Annotated in this window: 25 protein-coding genes; 11 read left to right on the forward strand and 14 right to left on the reverse strand. The window is 65.0% G+C overall.

The genetic code is table 11. The features are described from left to right. Positions 1 to 31: 31 nt before the first annotated feature. Together KUV82_RS00940 and KUV82_RS00945 are read right to left on the reverse strand one after the other, a co-directional pair. Positions 32 to 361 carry a HesB/IscA family protein gene (locus KUV82_RS00940; protein ID WP_219955044.1) on the reverse strand — a complete coding sequence of 110 codons (330 nt, stop codon included), beginning with the start codon at positions 359 to 361 and terminating at the stop codon, positions 32 to 34. A 31-nt stretch (positions 362 to 392) separates the two neighbouring features. Continuing rightward, positions 393 to 824 (reverse strand): CBS domain-containing protein, encoded by a 432-nt coding sequence (locus KUV82_RS00945; protein ID WP_219955045.1) that lies wholly within the window; start codon positions 822 to 824, stop codon positions 393 to 395. Between the two features lie 115 nt (positions 825 to 939). Between KUV82_RS00945 and KUV82_RS00950 the strand changes: the two genes are divergently transcribed. Beyond that, on the forward strand, positions 940 to 1230 hold the full coding sequence (locus KUV82_RS00950) for a hypothetical protein (protein ID WP_219955046.1): 291 nt from the start codon (positions 940 to 942) through the stop codon (positions 1228 to 1230). Here the strand turns inward: KUV82_RS00950 and KUV82_RS00955 are convergent. The 4 genes from KUV82_RS00955 to KUV82_RS00970 are packed head-to-tail and all read right to left on the reverse strand — an operon-like array spanning position 1227 to position 4226. Beyond that, complete coding sequence (locus KUV82_RS00955; protein ID WP_219955047.1) at positions 1227 to 1601, reverse strand: (2Fe-2S) ferredoxin domain-containing protein; 375 nt, start codon at positions 1599 to 1601, stop codon at positions 1227 to 1229. The two genes, KUV82_RS00950 and KUV82_RS00955, sit on opposite strands and share 4 nt — an antisense overlap. A gap of 17 nt (positions 1602 to 1618) precedes the next feature. Continuing rightward, entirely contained in the window at positions 1619 to 2098 is a 480-nt protein-coding gene (locus KUV82_RS00960; RefSeq protein ID WP_219955048.1) for a DUF2497 domain-containing protein, read from the reverse strand. 55 nt (positions 2099 to 2153) lie between these two features. Beyond that, the gene (locus KUV82_RS00965) at positions 2154 to 3581 is read right to left on the reverse strand and encodes a TolC family outer membrane protein (RefSeq protein ID WP_258319789.1); all 1428 of its coding nucleotides are present in this window, start codon (positions 3579 to 3581) and stop codon (positions 2154 to 2156) included. A 54-nt stretch (positions 3582 to 3635) separates the two neighbouring features. Next, positions 3636 to 4226: a protein-L-isoaspartate O-methyltransferase family protein gene (locus tag KUV82_RS00970; RefSeq protein WP_309148086.1), complete on the reverse strand. Its 591-nt coding sequence runs from the start codon at positions 4224 to 4226 to the stop codon at positions 3636 to 3638. A gap of 167 nt (positions 4227 to 4393) precedes the next feature. Here KUV82_RS00970 and KUV82_RS00975 point away from each other — a divergent pair, with 167 nt between their 5' ends. Genes KUV82_RS00975 through KUV82_RS00985 form a run of 3 tightly spaced genes read left to right on the forward strand, consistent with a single transcriptional unit; the run spans position 4394 to position 7958 of the window. Then, positions 4394 to 5911: a fumarate hydratase gene (locus KUV82_RS00975; RefSeq protein ID WP_219956164.1), complete on the forward strand. Its 1518-nt coding sequence runs from the start codon at positions 4394 to 4396 to the stop codon at positions 5909 to 5911. Positions 5912 to 5971: 60 nt separating this feature from the next. Further along, the gene (locus KUV82_RS00980; RefSeq protein ID WP_258319790.1) at positions 5972 to 7216 is read left to right on the forward strand and encodes a sensor histidine kinase; all 1245 of its coding nucleotides are present in this window, start codon (positions 5972 to 5974) and stop codon (positions 7214 to 7216) included. Next, positions 7209 to 7958 carry a LytR/AlgR family response regulator transcription factor gene (locus tag KUV82_RS00985; protein WP_219955051.1) on the forward strand — a complete coding sequence of 250 codons (750 nt, stop codon included), beginning with the start codon at positions 7209 to 7211 and terminating at the stop codon, positions 7956 to 7958. The genes KUV82_RS00980 and KUV82_RS00985 overlap by 8 nt, the downstream gene beginning before the upstream one ends. Before the next feature lie 363 nt (positions 7959 to 8321). Here the strand turns inward: KUV82_RS00985 and KUV82_RS00990 are convergent, their stop codons facing one another. Then, positions 8322 to 8615, reverse strand: a complete 294-nt coding sequence (locus KUV82_RS00990; RefSeq protein WP_219955052.1) for a UrcA family protein — start codon at positions 8613 to 8615, stop codon at positions 8322 to 8324. A 196-nt stretch (positions 8616 to 8811) separates the two neighbouring features. Here KUV82_RS00990 and KUV82_RS00995 point away from each other — a divergent pair, with 196 nt between their 5' ends. The 3 genes from KUV82_RS00995 to KUV82_RS01005 all read left to right on the forward strand — a co-directional run bounded on the left by KUV82_RS00995 (position 8812) and on the right by KUV82_RS01005 (position 10313). After that, a complete protein-coding gene (locus KUV82_RS00995) occupies positions 8812 to 9078 on the forward strand; it encodes a hypothetical protein (RefSeq protein ID WP_219955053.1) in 267 nt (88 codons plus the stop codon). Positions 9079 to 9154: 76 nt separating this feature from the next. Continuing rightward, a complete protein-coding gene (locus KUV82_RS01000) occupies positions 9155 to 10015 on the forward strand; it encodes a metallophosphoesterase family protein (RefSeq protein ID WP_219955054.1) in 861 nt (286 codons plus the stop codon). A 100-nt stretch (positions 10016 to 10115) separates the two neighbouring features. After that, positions 10116 to 10313, forward strand: coding sequence for a hypothetical protein (locus KUV82_RS01005; protein ID WP_219955055.1), 198 nt, complete (start codon positions 10116 to 10118; stop codon positions 10311 to 10313). Positions 10314 to 10406: 93 nt separating this feature from the next. On the opposite strand, the gene rpsI is transcribed toward KUV82_RS01005, so the two are convergent. The 5 genes from rpsI to KUV82_RS01030 form a co-directional block, all read right to left on the reverse strand. Next, positions 10407 to 10931, reverse strand: a complete 525-nt coding sequence (rpsI, locus tag KUV82_RS01010) for a 30S ribosomal protein S9 (RefSeq protein WP_219955056.1) — start codon at positions 10929 to 10931, stop codon at positions 10407 to 10409. Continuing rightward, entirely contained in the window at positions 10931 to 11410 is a 480-nt protein-coding gene (gene rplM / locus KUV82_RS01015; protein ID WP_219955057.1) for a 50S ribosomal protein L13, read from the reverse strand. Before rplM ends, rpsI begins: the two co-directional genes overlap by 1 nt. Positions 11411 to 11583: 173 nt before the next feature. Further along, positions 11584 to 12204, reverse strand: coding sequence for a hypothetical protein (locus KUV82_RS01020; protein ID WP_219955058.1), 621 nt, complete (start codon positions 12202 to 12204; stop codon positions 11584 to 11586). Between the two features lie 128 nt (positions 12205 to 12332). Further along, positions 12333 to 12638 carry a divalent-cation tolerance protein CutA gene (cutA, locus tag KUV82_RS01025; protein WP_219955059.1) on the reverse strand — a complete coding sequence of 102 codons (306 nt, stop codon included), beginning with the start codon at positions 12636 to 12638 and terminating at the stop codon, positions 12333 to 12335. Then, on the reverse strand, positions 12639 to 13661 hold the full coding sequence (locus KUV82_RS01030; protein WP_219955060.1) for a COX15/CtaA family protein: 1023 nt from the start codon (positions 13659 to 13661) through the stop codon (positions 12639 to 12641). Between the two features lie 142 nt (positions 13662 to 13803). Between KUV82_RS01030 and KUV82_RS01035 the strand changes: the two genes are divergently transcribed. From KUV82_RS01035 to KUV82_RS01050, 4 genes are all read left to right on the forward strand, one after another. Next, on the forward strand, positions 13804 to 14208 hold the full coding sequence (locus KUV82_RS01035; protein WP_219955061.1) for a MerC domain-containing protein: 405 nt from the start codon (positions 13804 to 13806) through the stop codon (positions 14206 to 14208). Positions 14209 to 14218: 10 nt separating this feature from the next. Beyond that, on the forward strand, positions 14219 to 15202 hold the full coding sequence (thiS, locus tag KUV82_RS01040; protein ID WP_219955062.1) for a sulfur carrier protein ThiS: 984 nt from the start codon (positions 14219 to 14221) through the stop codon (positions 15200 to 15202). A gap of 22 nt (positions 15203 to 15224) precedes the next feature. After that, entirely contained in the window at positions 15225 to 15521 is a 297-nt protein-coding gene (locus KUV82_RS01045; protein WP_219955063.1) for a GNAT family N-acetyltransferase, read from the forward strand. 64 nt (positions 15522 to 15585) lie between these two features. Next, positions 15586 to 16113 (forward strand): hypothetical protein, encoded by a 528-nt coding sequence (locus KUV82_RS01050; protein WP_219955064.1) that lies wholly within the window; start codon positions 15586 to 15588, stop codon positions 16111 to 16113. Here KUV82_RS01050 and KUV82_RS01055 read toward each other — a convergent pair. Together KUV82_RS01055 and KUV82_RS01060 are read right to left on the reverse strand one after the other, a co-directional pair. Continuing rightward, the gene (locus KUV82_RS01055; protein ID WP_258319791.1) at positions 16110 to 16490 is read right to left on the reverse strand and encodes a cupin domain-containing protein; all 381 of its coding nucleotides are present in this window, start codon (positions 16488 to 16490) and stop codon (positions 16110 to 16112) included. The genes KUV82_RS01050 and KUV82_RS01055 overlap by 4 nt on opposite strands. 2 nt (positions 16491 to 16492) lie before the next feature. Continuing rightward, a complete protein-coding gene (locus tag KUV82_RS01060) occupies positions 16493 to 18295 on the reverse strand; it encodes an AMP-dependent synthetase/ligase (RefSeq protein ID WP_219955065.1) in 1803 nt (600 codons plus the stop codon). Between the last annotated feature and the right edge of the window lie 48 nt (positions 18296 to 18343).

The following is an 18343-nucleotide window of genomic DNA, read 5'->3' on the forward strand; positions in this document are numbered from 1 at the left end:
CTGATGCCCGAAACGCACCGGCGGGTCTAACCTAAATCCCGAAGCTCGAACCGCAGCCGCAACCGGCCGCTGCCTGCGGGTTTTCGACGCGGAAGGCCGCCCCTCCGAGCGATTCGACGAAATCGACCGTGCTGCCGGCGACGAGATCGAGGCTTACCGAATCCACCACGAGCTTCACTCCCGCGTTCTCGCTCACGCTGTCATCGCCTTCGGGCGCGTCGGCGAGGCCGAACTTGTACTGGAAGCCCGAACAGCCGCCACCCTCGACAGAGAGGCGCAGGATGGCAGGTTTCGCCTGCTTTTCGGCAATCGCGGCAATCCGCTGGGCTGCTGCGTCGGTCAGGGTGGGGGCGGTGGTCATGAGGCCGATGTAGGTAAGCCGGGCGCGTGTCTCAAGCCGTCTGGATATACTCGCGCATCGCTTCGGCCTCGTGTTCGATCTCGTCGAGCCGCGCCTTCACCAGGTCTCCGATCGAAATGAACCCGCACATGGCGGTGCCGTCGACCACGGGAAGGTGGCGGATGCGGCGCTTGGTCATCAGCGCAAGCGCGTCGAGCACGGTCGTCGTGCGCTCGACCGTAATGGCGGGGGAGGTCATCACCTCGCCCAGAGGCCGGGTCAGGCAGGCGTCGCCTTCGTCGGCGAGGCGGTAGATCACGTCGCGTTCGGAAAAAATGCCGGCGACCGTGCCTCCATCAACCACGGGAAGCGCGCCGATACGCTTCGATGCCAGCAGGCGGATGGCCTCATGAACCGGAGTGGTCGTGGAACAAGAGACAATCTCCGAACTCGCTCGCCCTTCGATCAAACGGCCGATTTCCATGCGCGGTATCCTCCTGTTTTTCGTGCGTAGAATGCCACCATCCGTGCGAAAAAGCGAATCGCTGTGGCCATTCGAACGTTGAATCTACAGGCCGGCCACGCCATGTGCCGAGCCGATGGTGCAGAAATCCCCTCTCGACGATCCCGAACAGGCGGCGTTTGCCTGGGCGCGGTACCGCCGGATCATGCGGTTCATGTTCCTGCTGACCGTCGGGATCGTGATCATCGCCCTCGCGCTGCTCTACAAGTTCGGCGAGAACGAGGTCTCGATCCATTTCTACATCGCCTCGGCGCTGGGGATCGGCTTCACCATGCTGCTGACAAGCGCGCTGATGGGCCTTGTCTTCCTGTCGTCCGGCACGGGCCACGACGAATCGATCGAAGACCCGCTGCGCGACGACGATTAGTCGGTCGGGTTAAGGCGGTATTCCTCGACCGGCACGCCACCTATCAGGTGGCGCTGGATGATCGCCTCGAGCACTTCGGGGTGACAGGAATGGTACCAGACATTGTCGGGCCAAACGACGGCAATCGGCCCCGCTTCGCAGATCTGCAGGCAATCCGCCTTGGTCCGCTGGACGGTGCCTTCGCGCCCGACCAGCCCGAGCTCCTTCATCCGGCGCTTCAGGTAATTCCAGGCTTTCTTGCCTTCCTCGCGCCCACAGCATTTCTGCTTTTCCGACACCGCGCACAGGAAGATCTGGCGCTGCGCCGAAGCGCCGCCGGTCTTGGCCAGCGCTTCGCTGGCCTTGCGCAGAGATTTGGGTTTTGAAGACAAAGGTGCGGCGGGTCGATTTAGCTGCGCTTGCCCGCGATACGGGCGATTTCCGCCTTCACCAGTTCCTCGACCATGCCGGGGAGGTTGTCGTCCAGCCATTGGGCGAGCATAGGGCGCAGCATTTCGCGCACCAGCCCTTCGAGCGAGGTTTCGCCCGAACGCACGATCTGCGGCTGCTTTCCGGGTTGCGCCAGCATCGAGAGGGCGGCGAAGTTCTGGCGCATCGCTTCGCGCGTGTCGCCGCGCGTAAGGGCGTCCGCCTCGTCCTCCTCGGACGTTGTCTCGTCGAGCAGCTCGTCTTCGAGAGCGATCTCTTCGGCGAGTTCGAGCACTTCGTCGGCTTCCTCGGCGTCGGCCGGTTCCACCGGATCACTCACCGCAGGCGCCGCAGGCTTGCGACGGCGATCGAGCACCGCGCTGTCGCGGTTGTCGCGCGCGATCACTTTCTTGATCGAGTCGAGGATTTCTTCGACCGAGGGTTCGCCCGGTTGCTGCATCGTCTCTCAAGCCCCTGTTTTCCGAATCGGCCCGTCCCGATTCGGCACAATCGGCTCAATAGCCTGAATCGGTTCCGGTTTCACCCTCGGTTGAAACGCTTGCATCAGGCGCCGGGATGTCGGCCGTGCTGGTCGAGATGGCCATCGGCTCCGGATCGCGGTCCCAGTCCCACACGCGGCCGCGCACGCGGCGGTAGTTGTCGGCCGGGTCGTAGAGCAGTCCTTCGCCGATAAAGCCAAGGTCGCGCGCTTCGGCGCGGCCCATGGCGGCAAGCAGGGTGAAGCCTGCGACATAGGCGTTGCGCTGCGCGGTCACGAGCTGCACGCGGGCGCTCAGCAGTTCCTGCTCGGCGTTCAGCACATCGAGGATCGAGCGGCTGCCGATCGAGTTTTCCGCGCGCACGCCTTCAAGGCTGAGCTCGGCCGCTTCGACAGCGATGCGGCTGCTTTCGATGACCGAGAGCGAGGCCTGCCAGCTCGAATAGGACGCGCGGACCTGCGCGATCACCTCGCGCTCGGTCGCGATGATCTGCTCGAGCGCCGCGGTTTCGCGGGCCATTGCCTGGCGCTGGCGGGCAGCGGGAAGGCCGCCCTGGAAGATCGGGATGCGCACCTGGACGCCGGCGTTGGCCGTGGTTTCTTCCTGCGCGATCCCGCCGGCACCCCCGGCGAGCGTGTTGAAATAGTCGGTGTAGGTCACGTTGCCGAACAGCGAGACCGTCGGCAGGCGGCCCGATCCGGCCACTTCGCTGTCAAAGCCCGCAGCATCGGCGCGTTCCTTGTCGGCGATCAGGTCGGGGTTGTTGGCAAGGGCCACATCGACTGCGGTCTCGACGCTGTCCGGCATGTTGGGCAGCATTGGCGGCGGCTGGAGGTTGTCCGGCGCATCGCCGACCAGGCGGATGTAGGTTTCGCGCGCGTTGATCAGGCCGGCCTGCGCGTTCTGCAGGTCGCCGCGGGCAACCGCGAGGCGCGACTGCGACTGCGCGACATCGGTGCGGGTAAGGTCGCCGATCTCGAAGCGGTCGCTGGTCGCCTCGACATTGACGGTGAGCACGTCGACCTGGTTCGCCGAGAGCGAGACCAGCGCCTGGGTGCGCAGCACATCCATATAGGCCGCGACGACCTGGCTGAAGACTGCGCTTTCGATCGCGCGAAGGTCTGCCTGGCCCGCGCTGACGCGTTCCTTGGCGGCCTTGACCGAATTGCGGATCGCGCCGCCGTTGTAGACCGGAACGGTCAGCGAGGGGCCGACCTGGAAGACGCGGTCGGGCGCGGTGAAGCTGTTGGGCGAGTTCTTGATGAACTCGGTATAGGTGCCGGTTGCCGAGATGTTGGCCGTGCCGGGCGCAGCCTGGATCGGCACGTTCTCGTCCACCCCGCGCTGCTGCGCGCGGGCGCCGAGCAGCGTCGGGTTGTTCTGGTAAGCCTTGGTCAGCGCTTCCTGCAGAGTGTCTGCGTGGGCGGGCGCTGCCAGCGTCATTGCGCCGGCGCTAACACCCAGGACCAAAGATCGTGCAAACCCTCCGCGACGCATTCAGAAACTCCAGCTTTGCGGCCGATCGAAGGCGCCGAGCCGCGGGATTCCCATTTCGGCAAGCGGCAGGAGCGCCAGAGCCTTGCCCGATTTGCGGCCGGTGGCGAGGCGGGTAACGCCGCGCTCGACCATGCCGGTCACAATTCGCCCGCCTTCCGCGACCAGCTTGGCCAGCGGGGCAGGGACGTGTTCGATGGCGCCGTCCACCAGGACGAGCGTGTATTCGCCGCGCTTGCCGCCCGATGCGGCCTTTTCCGGGGCGATGGTGTCGATCTTCTCGACCAGCGGGCCGACCAGCGCGGGCAGATAGCCGCTGCCGGCATCGACCACGAGCACGCGGTCGGTCAGAGTCGGGCGCGCTTCGGCGAGCATGGCGCCGTGAAAGAGCGGGGCAGGCAGGAAGCCGCCGTCCTCGAGCCGGATCGCGCGGTCCATATAGGCAGTCGCCTTGGCGGTTTCGGGCACGAAGTCCTCGCGCGGCACGACGCCCATGCGTTCCAGGACGAAGGCGTCGTTGACGCCGCTGGTGCGCAGCTGGCTGTCGAGCATCGCCTTGCGGGCGGCGGCATAGTCGAGGCGAGTGGTGGTCATGGTCATGGGTCGTTCCGCGAGCTGTATTACATCAATAACACGCTTATGCAAGCTCCGGTTGCCTTAGGCGCAAGGCTCCTTGCGGCCAAGCGCTTTGACCGATGGCCGCAAACGCGCCTATCGGGGAGCGCAAATCTGCAACATGGGAATTTGCGGCGATGAGCGACATGACCGTCATTACGGAAGACGACCTGATCGAGAGCGTTGCCGACGCGCTCCAGTACATTTCTTACTACCACCCGATGGACTACATTCGCGCGCTCGGCGACGCCTACGAAGCCGAGAAAGGCCCGGCGGCGAAGGACGCGATCGCCCAGATCCTCACCAACAGCCGCATGTGCGCCGAAGGCCACCGGCCGATCTGCCAGGACACGGGCATCGTCAACGTCTTCGTCAAATGGGGCATGAACTGCCGCCTCGACAGCGAGCGGTCCCTGCAGGACGTCGTCGATGAAGGTGTTCGCCGCGCCTACAACCATCCTGACAACAAGCTCCGCGCCTCGATTCTGGCCGATCCCGCTTTCACCCGCCGCAACACGCGCGACAATACGCCATCCGTACTATCGGTAGAGATGGTGCCGGGCAGCACGGTCAGCGTGGATGTCGCCGCCAAGGGTGGCGGCAGCGAGAACAAGTCCAAGTTCAAGATGATGAACCCGTCGGACAATATCGTTGAATGGGTGCTGGAACAGATCCCCTCGATGGGTGCGGGCTGGTGCCCGCCGGGCATGCTCGGCATCGGTATCGGCGGGACGGCCGAACACTGCATGAAGCTTGCCAAGCTTTCGCTGATGGACCCGATCGACATGGGCCAGCTGAAAGAGCGCGGCGCCCAGAACGATATCGAACAGCTGCGCATCGACATTTTCGACGCGGTGAACGCGATGGGCGTGGGCGCGCAGGGCCTGGGCGGCCTCTCGACCGTGCTCGACGTGAAGATTCTCGATGCGCCCTGCCACGCAGCGGGCAAGCCGGTGGCGATGATTCCCAATTGCGCCGCCACGCGCCACGCGCATTTCACGCTCGACGGGTCGGGCCCCGCCTATCTCGACCCGCCGAACCTCGACGAATACCCGCAGGTCACCTGGAAGCCCGATGCGGCGGCCAAGCGCGTCAATCTCGACGAGATGACCGCCGAGGAAGTGGCCAGCTGGAAGCACGGCGACCGCCTGCTGCTCTCGGGCAAGATGCTCACCGGGCGCGATGCGGCGCACAAGCGCATCAAGGACATGCTCGAAGCGGGCGAGGAGCTGCCAGTCGATTTCAAGGGCCGCGTCATCTACTACGTCGGCCCGGTCGACCCGGTGATGGGCGAAGTCGTCGGCCCGGCTGGTCCGACCACCGCCACCCGTATGGACAAGTTCACCGAGATGATGCTCGACCTTGGCCTTCTCGCCATGATCGGCAAGGCCGAGCGCGGGCACAATGCGGTCGAGGTGATCAGCAAGTTCAAGGTCGCCTACCTCATGGCCACGGGCGGCGCGGCCTACCTGGTCAGCCGCGCGATCAAGGGCGCCAGGGTCGTCGCTTTCGAGGATCTCGGCATGGAAGCGATCTACGAATTCGAGGTGCAGGACATGCCCGTGACCGTCGCGGTCGATGCTGCGGGCAACAACGTCCACACACTTGCGCCGGCCGAATGGCGCCGCCGGATCGCCGAAGGGGACCTGGAACCCGCCGAATAGCGGGACTCTCGACCAACTGCACAGCCTGTTCGACCGCGGCGCTGGCGTTTGCGGACGCGAATGGGCACATCGCAGAACGTGTCAATCGATGAACGCCAGATGAATCCCGCCAACGAGCGGCTGCCGGGCAAGGTCGTCTTTGCCTCGATGGTCGGCGTGTGGCTGTGCTACTTCCTCCTGATCACCCTGCGCGGGGCGGTCCTGGGTCTTGAGTACCAGGACGAGCTGATGTGGCGCCGCGCGCTGGTCTGCGTGTTCGGCGTGGGTGTGACCGGCCTCTTGTGGATGCTTCTGCGCGTGGTCGAGAACCGCGCGATGGGCATCAAGATTGCCGTCGCGCTGATCGCCGCCATGCCCGCCGCCATCCTTGTGGCGCAGTTCAACCGCTGGGTCTTCGAACCGATCGAAGCCAAGGTCGAGCAGCAGATGGGCAAGGAGCGCGGCATCTCGCTGCGCCGCGACGATTCGGGCAACCTCCTGATCGACCTGCCGCGCAAGCAGCTGGACGAAGAGGTGGAAGAGGCGGAAGATGTCATTCCCGAAAGCGTCATCATCGCGCCGGCTCCGACCTCGCTCGACCAGTGGCGCATGACCTTCGACCTGGCGATCGGGCGGTACTTCCTGCTCCTCGCCTGGGCCGCGCTGTTCCTCGCCTTGCTGGCAGGCGCCCAGGCGCGCGCCGCAGAGCGCCGCGGTGAGCGCTTCCGCACCGCCGCCAAGGCCGCCGAGCTGCGATCCCTGCGCTACCAGGTGAACCCGCATTTCCTGTTCAACACGCTCAATTCGCTCTCCGCGCTGGTCATGACCGGCAAGGCCGAACGTGCCGAGCAGATGATCCAGACCATTTCGCGCTTCTATCGCCACAGCCTGGCCGACGATCCCACGGGCGATGTCACGCTTGAGGACGAGATCGACCTGCAGGAGCATTATCTCGACATCGAATCGGTGCGCTTCCCCGAGCGCCTGAAGGTGAAGGTCGACCTGCCGAGCGAGCTCGCCGGCTACAAGGTGCCCGGCATGATCCTGCAGCCGCTGGTCGAGAATTCGGTCAAATACGGCGTCTCTGCCTCGAGCAAGCCGGTCACGGTGACCATCGCGGCGCGTGAGGAATACGGGCGGCTCGTCCTGACCGTCAGCGACGACGGGCCGGGAAGCACCGAGGCCAAGCACGGCTTCGGCATCGGCCTTGCCAATGTGCGCGACCGGCTGGAGGCGCGCTTCGGCAACGCGGCCACGATAGTTTCCGGACCGGCCCTGACAGGCTATGAAACCGAACTCAGGCTACCAATGGTGAAGCATGGCTGAGGAAACCACTGCACAGCTCAAGACGCTGATCGTGGATGACGAACCGCTCGCGGTCGAACGCATGCAGGTCATCTGCGCCAAGATCCCCGAACTGCAGGTCGTCGGAACCGCCAGCGATGGCGCGCAGGCGCTGCGGCTGGTGGAGGCGCTCGAGCCCGACCTCATGCTGCTCGACATGACTATGCCCGAAGTGGACGGCATCTCGGTCGCCAAGTCGCTGTCCAAGCAGGAAGACCGCCCGGCGGTCGTCTTCGTCACCGCGCACGACAATTACGCGGTCGAGGCCTTCGATCTCGACGCGGTCGATTATGTGCTCAAGCCGGTGAAGCCGGAACGCCTGGAGCGCGCGGTATCGCGCGCGATCGCGCGGCGCGGCGACGGCGAGAGGAGCGATAGCCAGTGGCTCGAAGAGCTCTGGATCCCGCACCGCTCGGAACTCATCCGCATCGCGACGTCCGAGGTCGGCCGGATCGATGCGGAGCGCGACTATGTCCGCCTCCACGTCGGTGAAGGCGAAGCGGCGCGCACCTACCTGCTGCTGCAGACCATTGCGGGCCTTGAGAAACGCCTCGATCCGGCAAAGTTCATCCGCATTCACCGCTCCACCATCCTGCGCAAGGACCGCATCACGGGCCTTCGCCACGATGGCCTGGGCGTGTGGTCGGTCGAGCTGGATGACGACGAGGCGCTGCGCATCGGGCGCACTTACCTCCCTAAGGTAAAGGCGATGGCCGGCAGGTAGGGTTTCCTGTTTTACGAACCGACATCCGTCGGTTCATCCTCGCTAGACGTGCGGCAAGCCGCACCCGCTGCGGACGGGCGTGCAGGTGGCCTTCGGCCAGCGCACCAAAGGTGCACTTCCGCCCATGCCGTCCGCTGGTCGCAGACGGGGCTCTTGCGATTGCAAACGTTTGGCGATGCTTTCCGAGCCGCTAGGCGAGGCAAGCGCGACTGCGCGCCCGCAGCGACGCGCCCGAAGGGCGTGTGAGCGAGGATAGCCGAGGCCGCGAATGCGGCCGCCGGCGCCTGAGGCCCCAACAAAAAAGAAGACCCCGGCCGGGGGACTGCATCCGGCCGGGGTCCGAAGGTGGGCGGGCTAGGGGTATTAGCCGCCCAGAGTCGCGGCATCTGCGGCGGCAGCAAACTGCTCGCCGGCGCGCGCCTTTGCGGTAGCGAAGCAGCTGCGTGCATCGCTTTCTTCACGAACGGTGCGCTTGCCTTCGAGCTTGTACCCGCAGACGGTGCGGGCGGCGCGGTCGATGCGCTTGTCGAGCGCCTGCTGGCCAGCGGCGCTGGCAAGGTCGAGATCGGCGTAGGGAACGCTGACGTGGTTGGCCTGAGCAGCGGTTGCCGACAGTGCGAGACCGGCGGCGGCGAGGGTAGCGAGGGTGGTCTTCATGGCTTCATCTCCAGGTCTGCGGCGGGCCCCGATCAGTGAGGGGGGAGAGGCCCGCCGCACACACTGTATTGCATGGCTACAGCTGTAATCGCGACCGACCATCGACCGGTGCCGAGGCCGATTGGACGGGCGGGGCAAAACCTCCGACCAAGCGCAATTGCCAATCGGCGAGCGGCGAGCCTACAACGCTCGTCGCATGGAATTGCTGATCCTTTTCGCGCTCGGAGTGCTGAATTTTGCCGCCAACAAGGCGGTGCTCGAGTCGGGGCACCCGCTCCTGGAGACATTGCCGCGGGCGGTGCGCTCCGGGGGAGGGCGCATTTCGCTGCTCTTCGAATACGGCGTCCTGGTCGCCGCGATGCTGCTGGCAGCGCATGGCTGGCCGGCTGCGGTATGGGGGTACGGCGTCTATACGGGTCTCAACACCGTCATGGCCTGGGTTGTGACAACCCATCGCATCTGAAGGGACTGTGGGCCGCCGCCGCTCCTTTGCGTTTTCCCAGTGGCCCCGCGCAGGGCGCTTCTGCTAGCGCCCACGCATGGCTGATGAATCGCGGCGCATCTTTCACCTCTCGGACATCCACTTCGGGCTCGAGAACACCCGCGCGCTCGATTGGGTGCGCGACGCTATCGCTGAAGAGAAGCCCGACGGGGTGGCAATTACCGGCGACCTGACCATGCGCGCACGCCACCGCGAATTTGCCGCGGCGACGGAATGGATCAACTCGCTCGAGGCGCCGGTCACGGTCGAGGTCGGCAACCACGACATGCCCTATTTCAATCCGATCGAACGCTTCCTCACTCCCTACAAGCGGTTTCACGGCATGAAGGAGAAGGTCGAGCGGGAGCTGGACCTGGGATCGCTGGCGATCGTGCCGCTCAAGACCGCTGTGCGCATGCAGCCCCGGCTGAACTGGTCGAAGGGTTGGGTCAGCGCCCGCGCGCTCGAACGGTGCCTTGCCGCGCTTGACGCTCTTCCAGCAGGAAAGCGCGCGCTGGTGGCGGTCCACCATCCTTTGCGCGAAGTCGGCACGCGCGGAACGGCGCTGACCAAGCATGGCGACAAGGCGCTGCGCGAACTGGCGAAGCGCAAGGTCGCTGCCGTATTGTCCGGCCATGTGCACGATGCCTTCGATATCCTTGAGGACACCGACGAAGGACCGGTCCGGATGATCGGAGCAGGCACGCTCTCCCAGCGCACCCGCTCGACCCCGCCGAGCTTCAACGATATCCGCTGGGACGGGCAGGAGCTCAGTGTCACCGTGCGCAACCTGCAAAGCGTGGACACACCGGACATGCAGATCGACGATGTCCCGGCCGATGCGCTCCCGCCGCGCCGCGAGGGCGAGCCGGTTGCTCCCATCCGCCAGGTCCCGCGCGTCGACCCGCCGGTCCATTAACCCTGCCCAGACACCACCTCTGCTAACGGGGCTTGCCAGAAAAGCCGCAAGACGCGGCTCCTAACCTTGCGGTTCACGCCGACAGGAAGGGGGCGAGTCGATGGAATTTTTCAAGGCAGCGCCTTTGGGTGCGATCCTCACTCTCGTAGTGGCGCTTATGATCGGGTCGCAAGGCTCGAGGGGCGGACAGCTCGCGATCTTCCGTGCGGAACTCTACCAGTATGATTTCTGGTGGTCCTGGCCGCTGTTCTTCGGCGGGACTGCGCTCGCCTGGGGCATCATGATGCTGCAACGCTGAGCGCCCCCGCGCTCACGATTCCATTCGGACAAAGAAGAAGGGCGGCGCCTTGCGGCACCGCCCCACTTGGTGATCTGTAAGATCGGGTAAGCCTTAGCGCTTCGAGAACTGGAAGCTGCGGCGTGCCTTGGCGCGGCCGTACTTCTTACGCTCGACGACACGGCTGTCACGGGTGAGGAAGCCAGCGGCCTTCACCGTGCTGCGCAGGGCCGGCTCGTACTTGGCGAGAGCCTGCGAGATACCGTGCTTCACGGCACCGGCCTGACCCGAGAGACCGCCGCCCTTGACGGTGGCGACGACATCGTACTGGCCCTGGCGATCGGTGATCGTGAAAGGCTGGTCGATGATCAGGCGCAGGGTCGGACGTGCGAAGTAGACTTCCTGGTCCTTGCCGTTGACGATGACCTTGCCGCTGCCGGGCTTGAGCCAAACGCGGGCGGTGGCGTCCTTGCGGCGACCGGTTGCGTAGGCACGGCCTTCCTTGTCCAGCTCCTGCTCGCGCAGGGGGACTTCGGCGGTTTCGGCGATTTCGGCTGCGTCGCCCTGGGGCGCGTCACCGGCGATGTCCTTCAGATCGGCGAGATCCGAGACGGTTTCGTTCTTGGTTTCGTCGGCCATTATGCGACAGCCTTGTTCTTGCGGTTCATCGAGGCAACGTCGAGCTTCTCGGGCTTCTGGCCGTCGTAGGGGTGCTCGGTGCCGGCGAAAACGTGGAGGGCACGCATCTGCGCACGGCCAAGCGGCCCGCGCGGGATCATGCGCTCAACGGCCTTTTCCAGGACGCGCTCGGGGAACTTGCCTTCCAGCACCTTGGCCGGAGTGGTTTCCTTGATGCCGCCCGGGTGGCCGGTGTGCTTGTAGTAAACCTTGTCGGTCAGCTTCTTGCCGGTGAACTTCACCTTGTCGGCGTTGATGACGACGACGTGGTCGCCGCAATCGACGTGCGGGGTGTAGCTCGGCTTGTGCTTGCCGCGCAGGATGTTGGCGATGATCGCCGCGACACGACCGACGACGAGACCGTCGGCGTCGATGATGTGCCACTTCTTTTCGACCTCGGCCGGCTTGATCGACCGGGTGGTCTTCGTAAGAGCCTTCATGGCTGGTTTTCCGTTCCTAGTGTTCGTGCCGCGCCCCGCGAGGGAGGCTGCGGCGCCAATCGGCGAATCTGCCGAAGCAGACCCGCGAAGCCGGCGCCAAATGGCGTTGGATCGCGGTTTCGTCAAGCGTTTCTGCGGGTTTCCCGTGGGGTAAAATAAAACCCCACACCAATTCAAGCCGTCAGGATACTCCAAGTTTCGCGCGAAACCCGCGTATCGCCGGCGACCGTCGCCGTAATCCGCCGCTCTAGCCGATCAAGCAGGCCATCGGTGCGCGCCGAAGCCCTTAAATCGACCGTGAGCGACCCGTTCTGTTCATCCGGCAGCGCAATTTCGCGGCTTTCCGACGCTTCGCCGGGAGTCGGGTAGAACAGATCGGGCGGGGTTGCGCTGATAACAGCGCCTGCCGCCTGCGTCAGCGAGCCGAGATACGCCCGGGCATCACTCAGCCGAGAGGGCTCGGTACCCGCCTTCTCCAGCATCGCAAGCGCAATACGCACCGCTTCGACCGTGCCTGTGCCTGTGTCATGCGCGCTCTCTCTTATCCGGCCCTGCGCATCGAGCAGAGCCGGGAAAGGCCCGGGAGCGACGCGCGCCCGCTCGATATCCGCAAGCGGGGCCAGCACAGCCGGGGCTGTAACCTGGCAATCGACCTGGCTTCCCTCTGCCCGGCTGCCGCCAGCGGTCTTCTTGAAGTGAAACCCCCAGTCGCGCACCACTGTGAGCGAGGCCCCGCCGGCAAGCCCGCGCTCCAATTCGCGGCGCAAGCGGAAGCGCCCATCGGGGAACGTCACTCGCCCATGCGCCGCGCTTGCCTGTGAAGGCGCAAGACATGAGGGCAGGGCAGCGACCAATGCCATCCACCGCAGGGCCGTGCGCCGGTCGCTCGCCGCCATCTCGTGCTCCCATCCGTGCAGGAGCGCTACAGGGCTCCCAGCCAGTCGCGCGTCGCCGATCCCGCAGCGTCGCAGCGCCAGCCCATTATTGCGGGGGCATCATAGGGGTGCAAGGCCTCGAGACGGCTTACTGCCTGATTTAGCTTCGATTCCGAGGTTTTGATGAGCGCCGGGGTCTCGCTGCCTTCGCTGACTGACCCACCCCAGGCGAAGACCGAACGGATCTCGCCGCCGATATTGATGCAGGCCGCGAGGCCTTCCTCGATCAGAACCCGGCCGATCTCTTCGGCACTCGCCGCGTCGGGGAAGGGGCAATAGATAAGTGCGGTCACCTAGCGACGCCCGAGAACATGCGCGCCCCAGGCGAAGCTGGCCACGAGCAGTGCGCCGACCAGCTGGTGCGCGACGGCGACCCACAGTGCGACGCCCGTCCACACGGTTGCGATGCCGAGAATAATCTGCGTGCCGAAGCTGGAGTGGATGGCGATCGAAGCCTGGCGCTGGAGCGGCTTCACCCTGCGCGCCATCACGATCAGCGCCGCCACGGCGACCCAGGCCCACCAGCGGTGGAGGAAGTGGAGCAGGAACGGATCGTGGGTGAGTGCCCAGAAGAACCCGCGCGAAGTATCGTACTCGGGAATGAAGCGGCCTTGCATCAGCGGCCAGGTGTCGGACGCGAGGCCGGCGTTGAGCCCAGCTACCCAGGCGCCCAGCAGAAGCTGGAGGAACAATATCGCGCCGGCCCAGCTGGCCGTGGCTGTCCACCGCGCCGGCATCTCATGGCCATCGGCGAGCCGCCTTAGGTCAAGCGCGGTCCAGATGAGGCCGCCCAGGGTGAAGAACGCGGTCAGAAGGTGGATCGAGAGCCAGAAGTGGCTGACATCGGTCATCGTGCTCGACAGCCCGCTGCGGACCATGAACCAGCCGAACACGCCCTGGAGCCCACCCAGCGCAAGCAGCGCGACGAGGCGCCACTTGTAGCCATTGGGGATCGCGCCGCGGATCCAGAACCACGCGAGGGGGAGGGCAAAGGCGAGGCCGATCAGTCGGCCCCAGAGCCGGTGGAACCATTCCCAGAAGAAGATGAATTTGAACGCCGCCAAATCCATGCCGGCCGGACCCGACACGTTCTGGTATTCGCCTGTCGCCTTGTAGAGTTCGAACTCGGCCAGCCACGCCTCTTCCGAAAGCGGGGGAATGGCACCGGTCACAGGCTTCCATTGGGTAATGGACAGCCCGCTTTCCGTCAGGCGGGTGATGCCCCCCACAGCGACCATGATGATGACCATCACGGCAACGAAGTAGAGCCAGTTGGATAGCGCGATCGGGCGCGTAGCGACGGTGTTCTGGGACATGGCGACGTCTCTGGTTACCACAGGCCCGCAGCGCAAGTGCAAATCGGGCAAGCGCCGATCCGGTCCCCGCAACCGACGAAATGGGCAGGAGAATTCCGCACCACCCTTGAAACAGGATACAACATAACATAGTTGGCCTGACATGATGCAACGTGTCACCTCGCCGATTCGTCGGAGGCTGGACCGTGCCGGGATCGTGCTTTCCGGTGCGTGTGCGCTGCATTGTGTCCTCTCGATCCTGCTCGTCTCGGGCTTCGGCATTGGCGGGGAATTCCTGCTCGCTCCGGAATTTCACCGCGTCGGCCTCGTCATTGCGACGCTGATTGCAGCCGTGGCCATCGGCTGGGGCGCGCTGCGTCATCGCGTGGCGGCGCCTTTCGTCGTCGCGATGACCGGCCTCACCTTCATGGGCGGTGCGCTGGCTGTCCCGCATGGGACCAAGGAAGCGGTGCTGACCATCATCGGGGTGGCGCTGGTCACGCTCGGCCACGTGCTCAACCTGCGCCATGTGCATTCCCCCGCTTGCAAGGAGCGCTGCGGCGACTAAGTCGGGCGGCATGATTGCCCTTACCGTCAACGGCGAGACCCGCCGCACCGCTGCTACAACCATCGCCCAGCTCGTGACCGAGCTCGAACTCGACCCCGCCAAGGTCGCGGTCGAGCACAACGGCACTATCGCGCCGCGCAGCGAACTCGCCAGCCATGCGATTGCCGAAGGCGATACGCTGGAGATCGTGCATTTCGTTGGCGGTGGCCAGGATGACGGCGCCGGGGACGACAGCTGGAGTGTGGCAGGCCGCACCTTCCGCAGCCGCCTCATCGTCGGGACAGGCAAGTACAAGGATTTCGAACAGAACGCCGCCGCGCTCGAAGCCAGCGGCGCGGAAATCGTGACCGTTGCCGTGCGCCGGGTGAATGTCAGCGATCCCAAGGCGCCGATGCTGACCGACTATATCGACCCCAAGAAGGTCACCTACCTCCCCAACACCGCCGGCTGCTTCACCGCCGACGATGCCATTCGGACCCTGCGCCTGGCGCGGGAAGCGGGCGGCTGGGATCTCGTGAAGCTCGAGGTGCTGGGCGAGGCGAAGACGCTTTACCCTGACATGCGCGAGACGCTGACCGCCACCGAGACTCTGGCCAAGGAAGGCTTCCTTCCGATGGTCTATTGCGTCGACGATCCGATTGCGGCCAAGCAGCTTGAAGACGCAGGCGCCGTGGCGGTGATGCCGCTGGGCGCACCGATCGGTTCCGGCCTCGGCATCCAGAACCGCGTGACTATTCGCCTGATCAAGGAAGGCGCCAGCGTACCCGTGCTGGTCGACGCCGGTGTCGGCACGGCCAGCGACGCGGCCGTTGCGATGGAGCTCGGCTGCGACGGCGTGCTGATGAACACGGCCATCGCAGAAGCGAAGGACCCGATCCGCATGGCCCGCGCGATGAAGCTGGCGGTGGAGGCGGGCCGCGACGCCTATCTCGCCGGACGCATGGCGACGCGCAAATACGCCGATCCATCCAGCCCGCTGGCAGGACTTATCTGACCGCAACAAAGGAGAGCGACCCTTGGCCGATATCGACATCACCCGCGAGGACGGGGACACCAAGGGGCGCTACGTCTATCGCCCGGCAGCAGGCGGCGAGGAAGCAGAGCTGACTTTCTCCAAGGTCAGCGCCACGCGCATTATCGTCGACCACACCGGTGTGCCGGATTCGCTGCGCGGGCAGGGGATCGGACAGGCCCTGTCGCTCCGCGCGGTCGAGGATGCTCGCGCCAACGGCGTAAAGATCATCCCGCTCTGCCCCTTCTTCAAGGCGCAGGCCCAACGCCACCCCGAGTGGGGCGATGTGGTGGAATTGTAGCCCCCGCTTACCCGTTGTTAACCATCTTCGGTGACACTCTGCCTTGCAACAGGAGGGTGCCGACATGGCCATCACGGGAACTGCATCGCTGACCATCGCCGAAATGCGCGAGTTCGCCGGCTTCACCGCCGCCGAGCAGCGCTACATTCGCCGGAGCCTCGATATCGGCCTTGGTCGCTGCGACGCCTTCCGCATCTGGGGGCGAAGCGCTGGCGAGAACGCGGCGATCCGCAGCCAGTACGTCGCCTATCAGGAGCTGAAGGCCCTGCGTCAGTCGATCCCCGACCAGTCGGGCTTTGATGCAATCGAGGGCTTCGTGGGCAAGCTGACCCGCGTTGCTGCCTTCGACCTCGCGCAGGAGCGCATCGAAAGCTTCTCCGCTTTCCGTTTTCTTTACGAACGCCTGATCTGCGCCGATGTGCGCCCCTGGTTGCCCAGCGCCTTCTGCGCCGCCGCCGCGCTGCCGCAGATCCGCCCGGACCGCCGCAAGATGCTGCTGCAATCGCTGAGCGAAGCCGCCGCCACCGCACCTGGCTGGAGCGACCGCGAACCGAGCTTCTACCCCGAATTTATCGAGGAAGCTGCTGCCTAAAGCTCTTCAATGATTAGGTAAGTGACCGTCGTTTCGCCGACGTTGACCACCTCGTGCCAATCGGTGCCTTGGCTCGAATAGTCGGCGCCGGTGGCAAGCTCTGCCGTGCGCGTCCCGCGGCTGTCAGTGATCCGCATCGTCCCGCCGCTTAGGGCAAAGCCATAGTGCGCTGGATGAAAGTGCTTCTCGTGGCCCACGCCCGGCGGGAAGGTGCAGCGCAGCACGCGATGCGTTTCCGTCTGGTGACGAAGTTCGCACACTTTTTCGCCTTCCCAGCCTGCTTCGAGAGCCGAAGGAAGTACGTTCTCGCCATCAGCAGCCGACAGAGGCAAGGCCGCCAGCAGTACCGCCGGCGCGCCAATCAAGATTGTGCGCATCTCTAACCCCGATACAGCGCGTTCAACCGGTCCGCGTAGCGTTCCTTGATCTTGTGGCGGCGGATTTTCATCGAGGGAGTCATTTCCTCGTTCTCGATCGTGAAGGGCTCATCCGAGAAAGCGAACTGGCGGACCTTCTCGACAACCGAGAGGTCCTTGTTCACCCGGTCGACTGCCGCGCGCACCGCGTTGCGGAATTCGGGCAGCTCCTGGACGTCCTTGCAGTCGAACTGCTTGCCCTGTGCGCGGCACCATTCGAGCATCCATTCGGCATCGGGCACGATCAGGCCGACGATGTAGGGCTTCTTGTCGCCCGCCACCATCGCCTGGCCGATCTCCGGCTGCAGGGTCAGCATGCCTTCGACCTTCTGCGGGGCGATGTTGTCGCCCTTGTCGTTGACGATCATGTCCTTCTTGCGGTCCGTGATGACGATCCGCTGCTTTTCGTCGAGATGGCCGATATCGCCCGTGTGCAGCCAGCCATTCTTGATTGTGCGCTCGGTCTCGGCCTCGTTCTGCCAATAGCCGTGCATGACCAGCTCGCCCTTCACGAGGATCTCCCCGTCCTCGGCGATCTTGATGTCCACCCCGCGCATGGCCGGGCCGACCGAATGCATGGCAATGCCGGCGGCCGGGCGGTTGCAGCTGATGACGGGGCCGGCTTCGGTCTGGCCGTATCCCTGCAGCATGGTGAGGCCCATCGATTCGAAGAAGATGCCGACATCGGGGTTGAGCGGCGCGCCGCCCGAGACCATCGCCTTGATGCGGCCGCCGAACTTCTGGCGGATCTTCGGCTTGAGCAGGCGCCCGACGGCAAAGTCCTTCATCCCGTCGCCAAACTTGGGCGCGCCGGCCGCGCGCCGTTCGCCGACTTCGAGCGCGGTGTTCATCAGCTTTTCGGCAAGGCCGCCCTGCTTCTGGACCTGCTTCATGATGCGGGTGCGCAGGACCTCGAACAAGCGCGGGACCACGACCATGATGGTCGGGCGCGTTTCCTCGATATTGCTGGCAAGCTTTTCCAGCCCTTCGGAATAGTAGATCTGCGCGCCGACGCCGATCGGCAGGAACTGGCCGCCGGTGTGCTCATAGGCGTGGCTCAATGGCAGGAAGGAGAGAAAGCGTTCGTCGTCGTCGATGCCGAAATCATTGATCAGGATTTCAGCCGCGCCGGCCGCGTTGCACAGGATCGCGCCATGGTGCTGCAGCACGCCGCGCGGCGCGCCGCCGGTCCCGCTGGTGTAGATAATGCAGGCGGTATCGCCCCGGCCGATATTCGCAATCCGCGCCTCGACCGCAGCCCTTGCGGCGGCGGCGTCGCCCGCCATCACCTTGTCCCAGTTGTGGTAGGCAAAGCTGCCCGATTGCTGGCGGTGGAGATCGTCGATCCCGATGACGTGTTCGGCCACGCCCGAAGCCTGCAGCGCGCCGTGCAGCGGCTTGAGAAGCTTCTCGTTCGAGACGATCACCGCCTTGGACCCCGAATTGTCGAGGATATGGACGTGGTCCCGCTCGGTATTGGTGATGTAGGCCGGCACGGTGATGCAGCCGGCGGCCATGATCGCGAGATCCGAAATGCACCATTCGGGCCGGTTCTCCGACACGAGGCACACGCGGTCGCCATCCTTGAGGCCCAGGGCGCGCAAGTTCTCGGCGAGCAGGCAGACTTGGTCGGCCGCTTCGGCCCAGCTTATCGTTTGCCATTCTCCGCCGCGCTTGGCACCGAGGAAGGGCTGGTCGCCCTTCTCGTCCGCGCGCTTCAGAAACAGTTCGACGAGATTGTTGGCGGAATCGATGTCCGACAGCACGGCAGGCTCCTCAGCGTTTTGTTCTTATGCGATCCAACTCTTGGTCAT

Source organism: Qipengyuania flava, from assembly GCF_019448255.1.
GTDB lineage: Bacteria > Pseudomonadota > Alphaproteobacteria > Sphingomonadales > Sphingomonadaceae > Qipengyuania > Qipengyuania flava_A.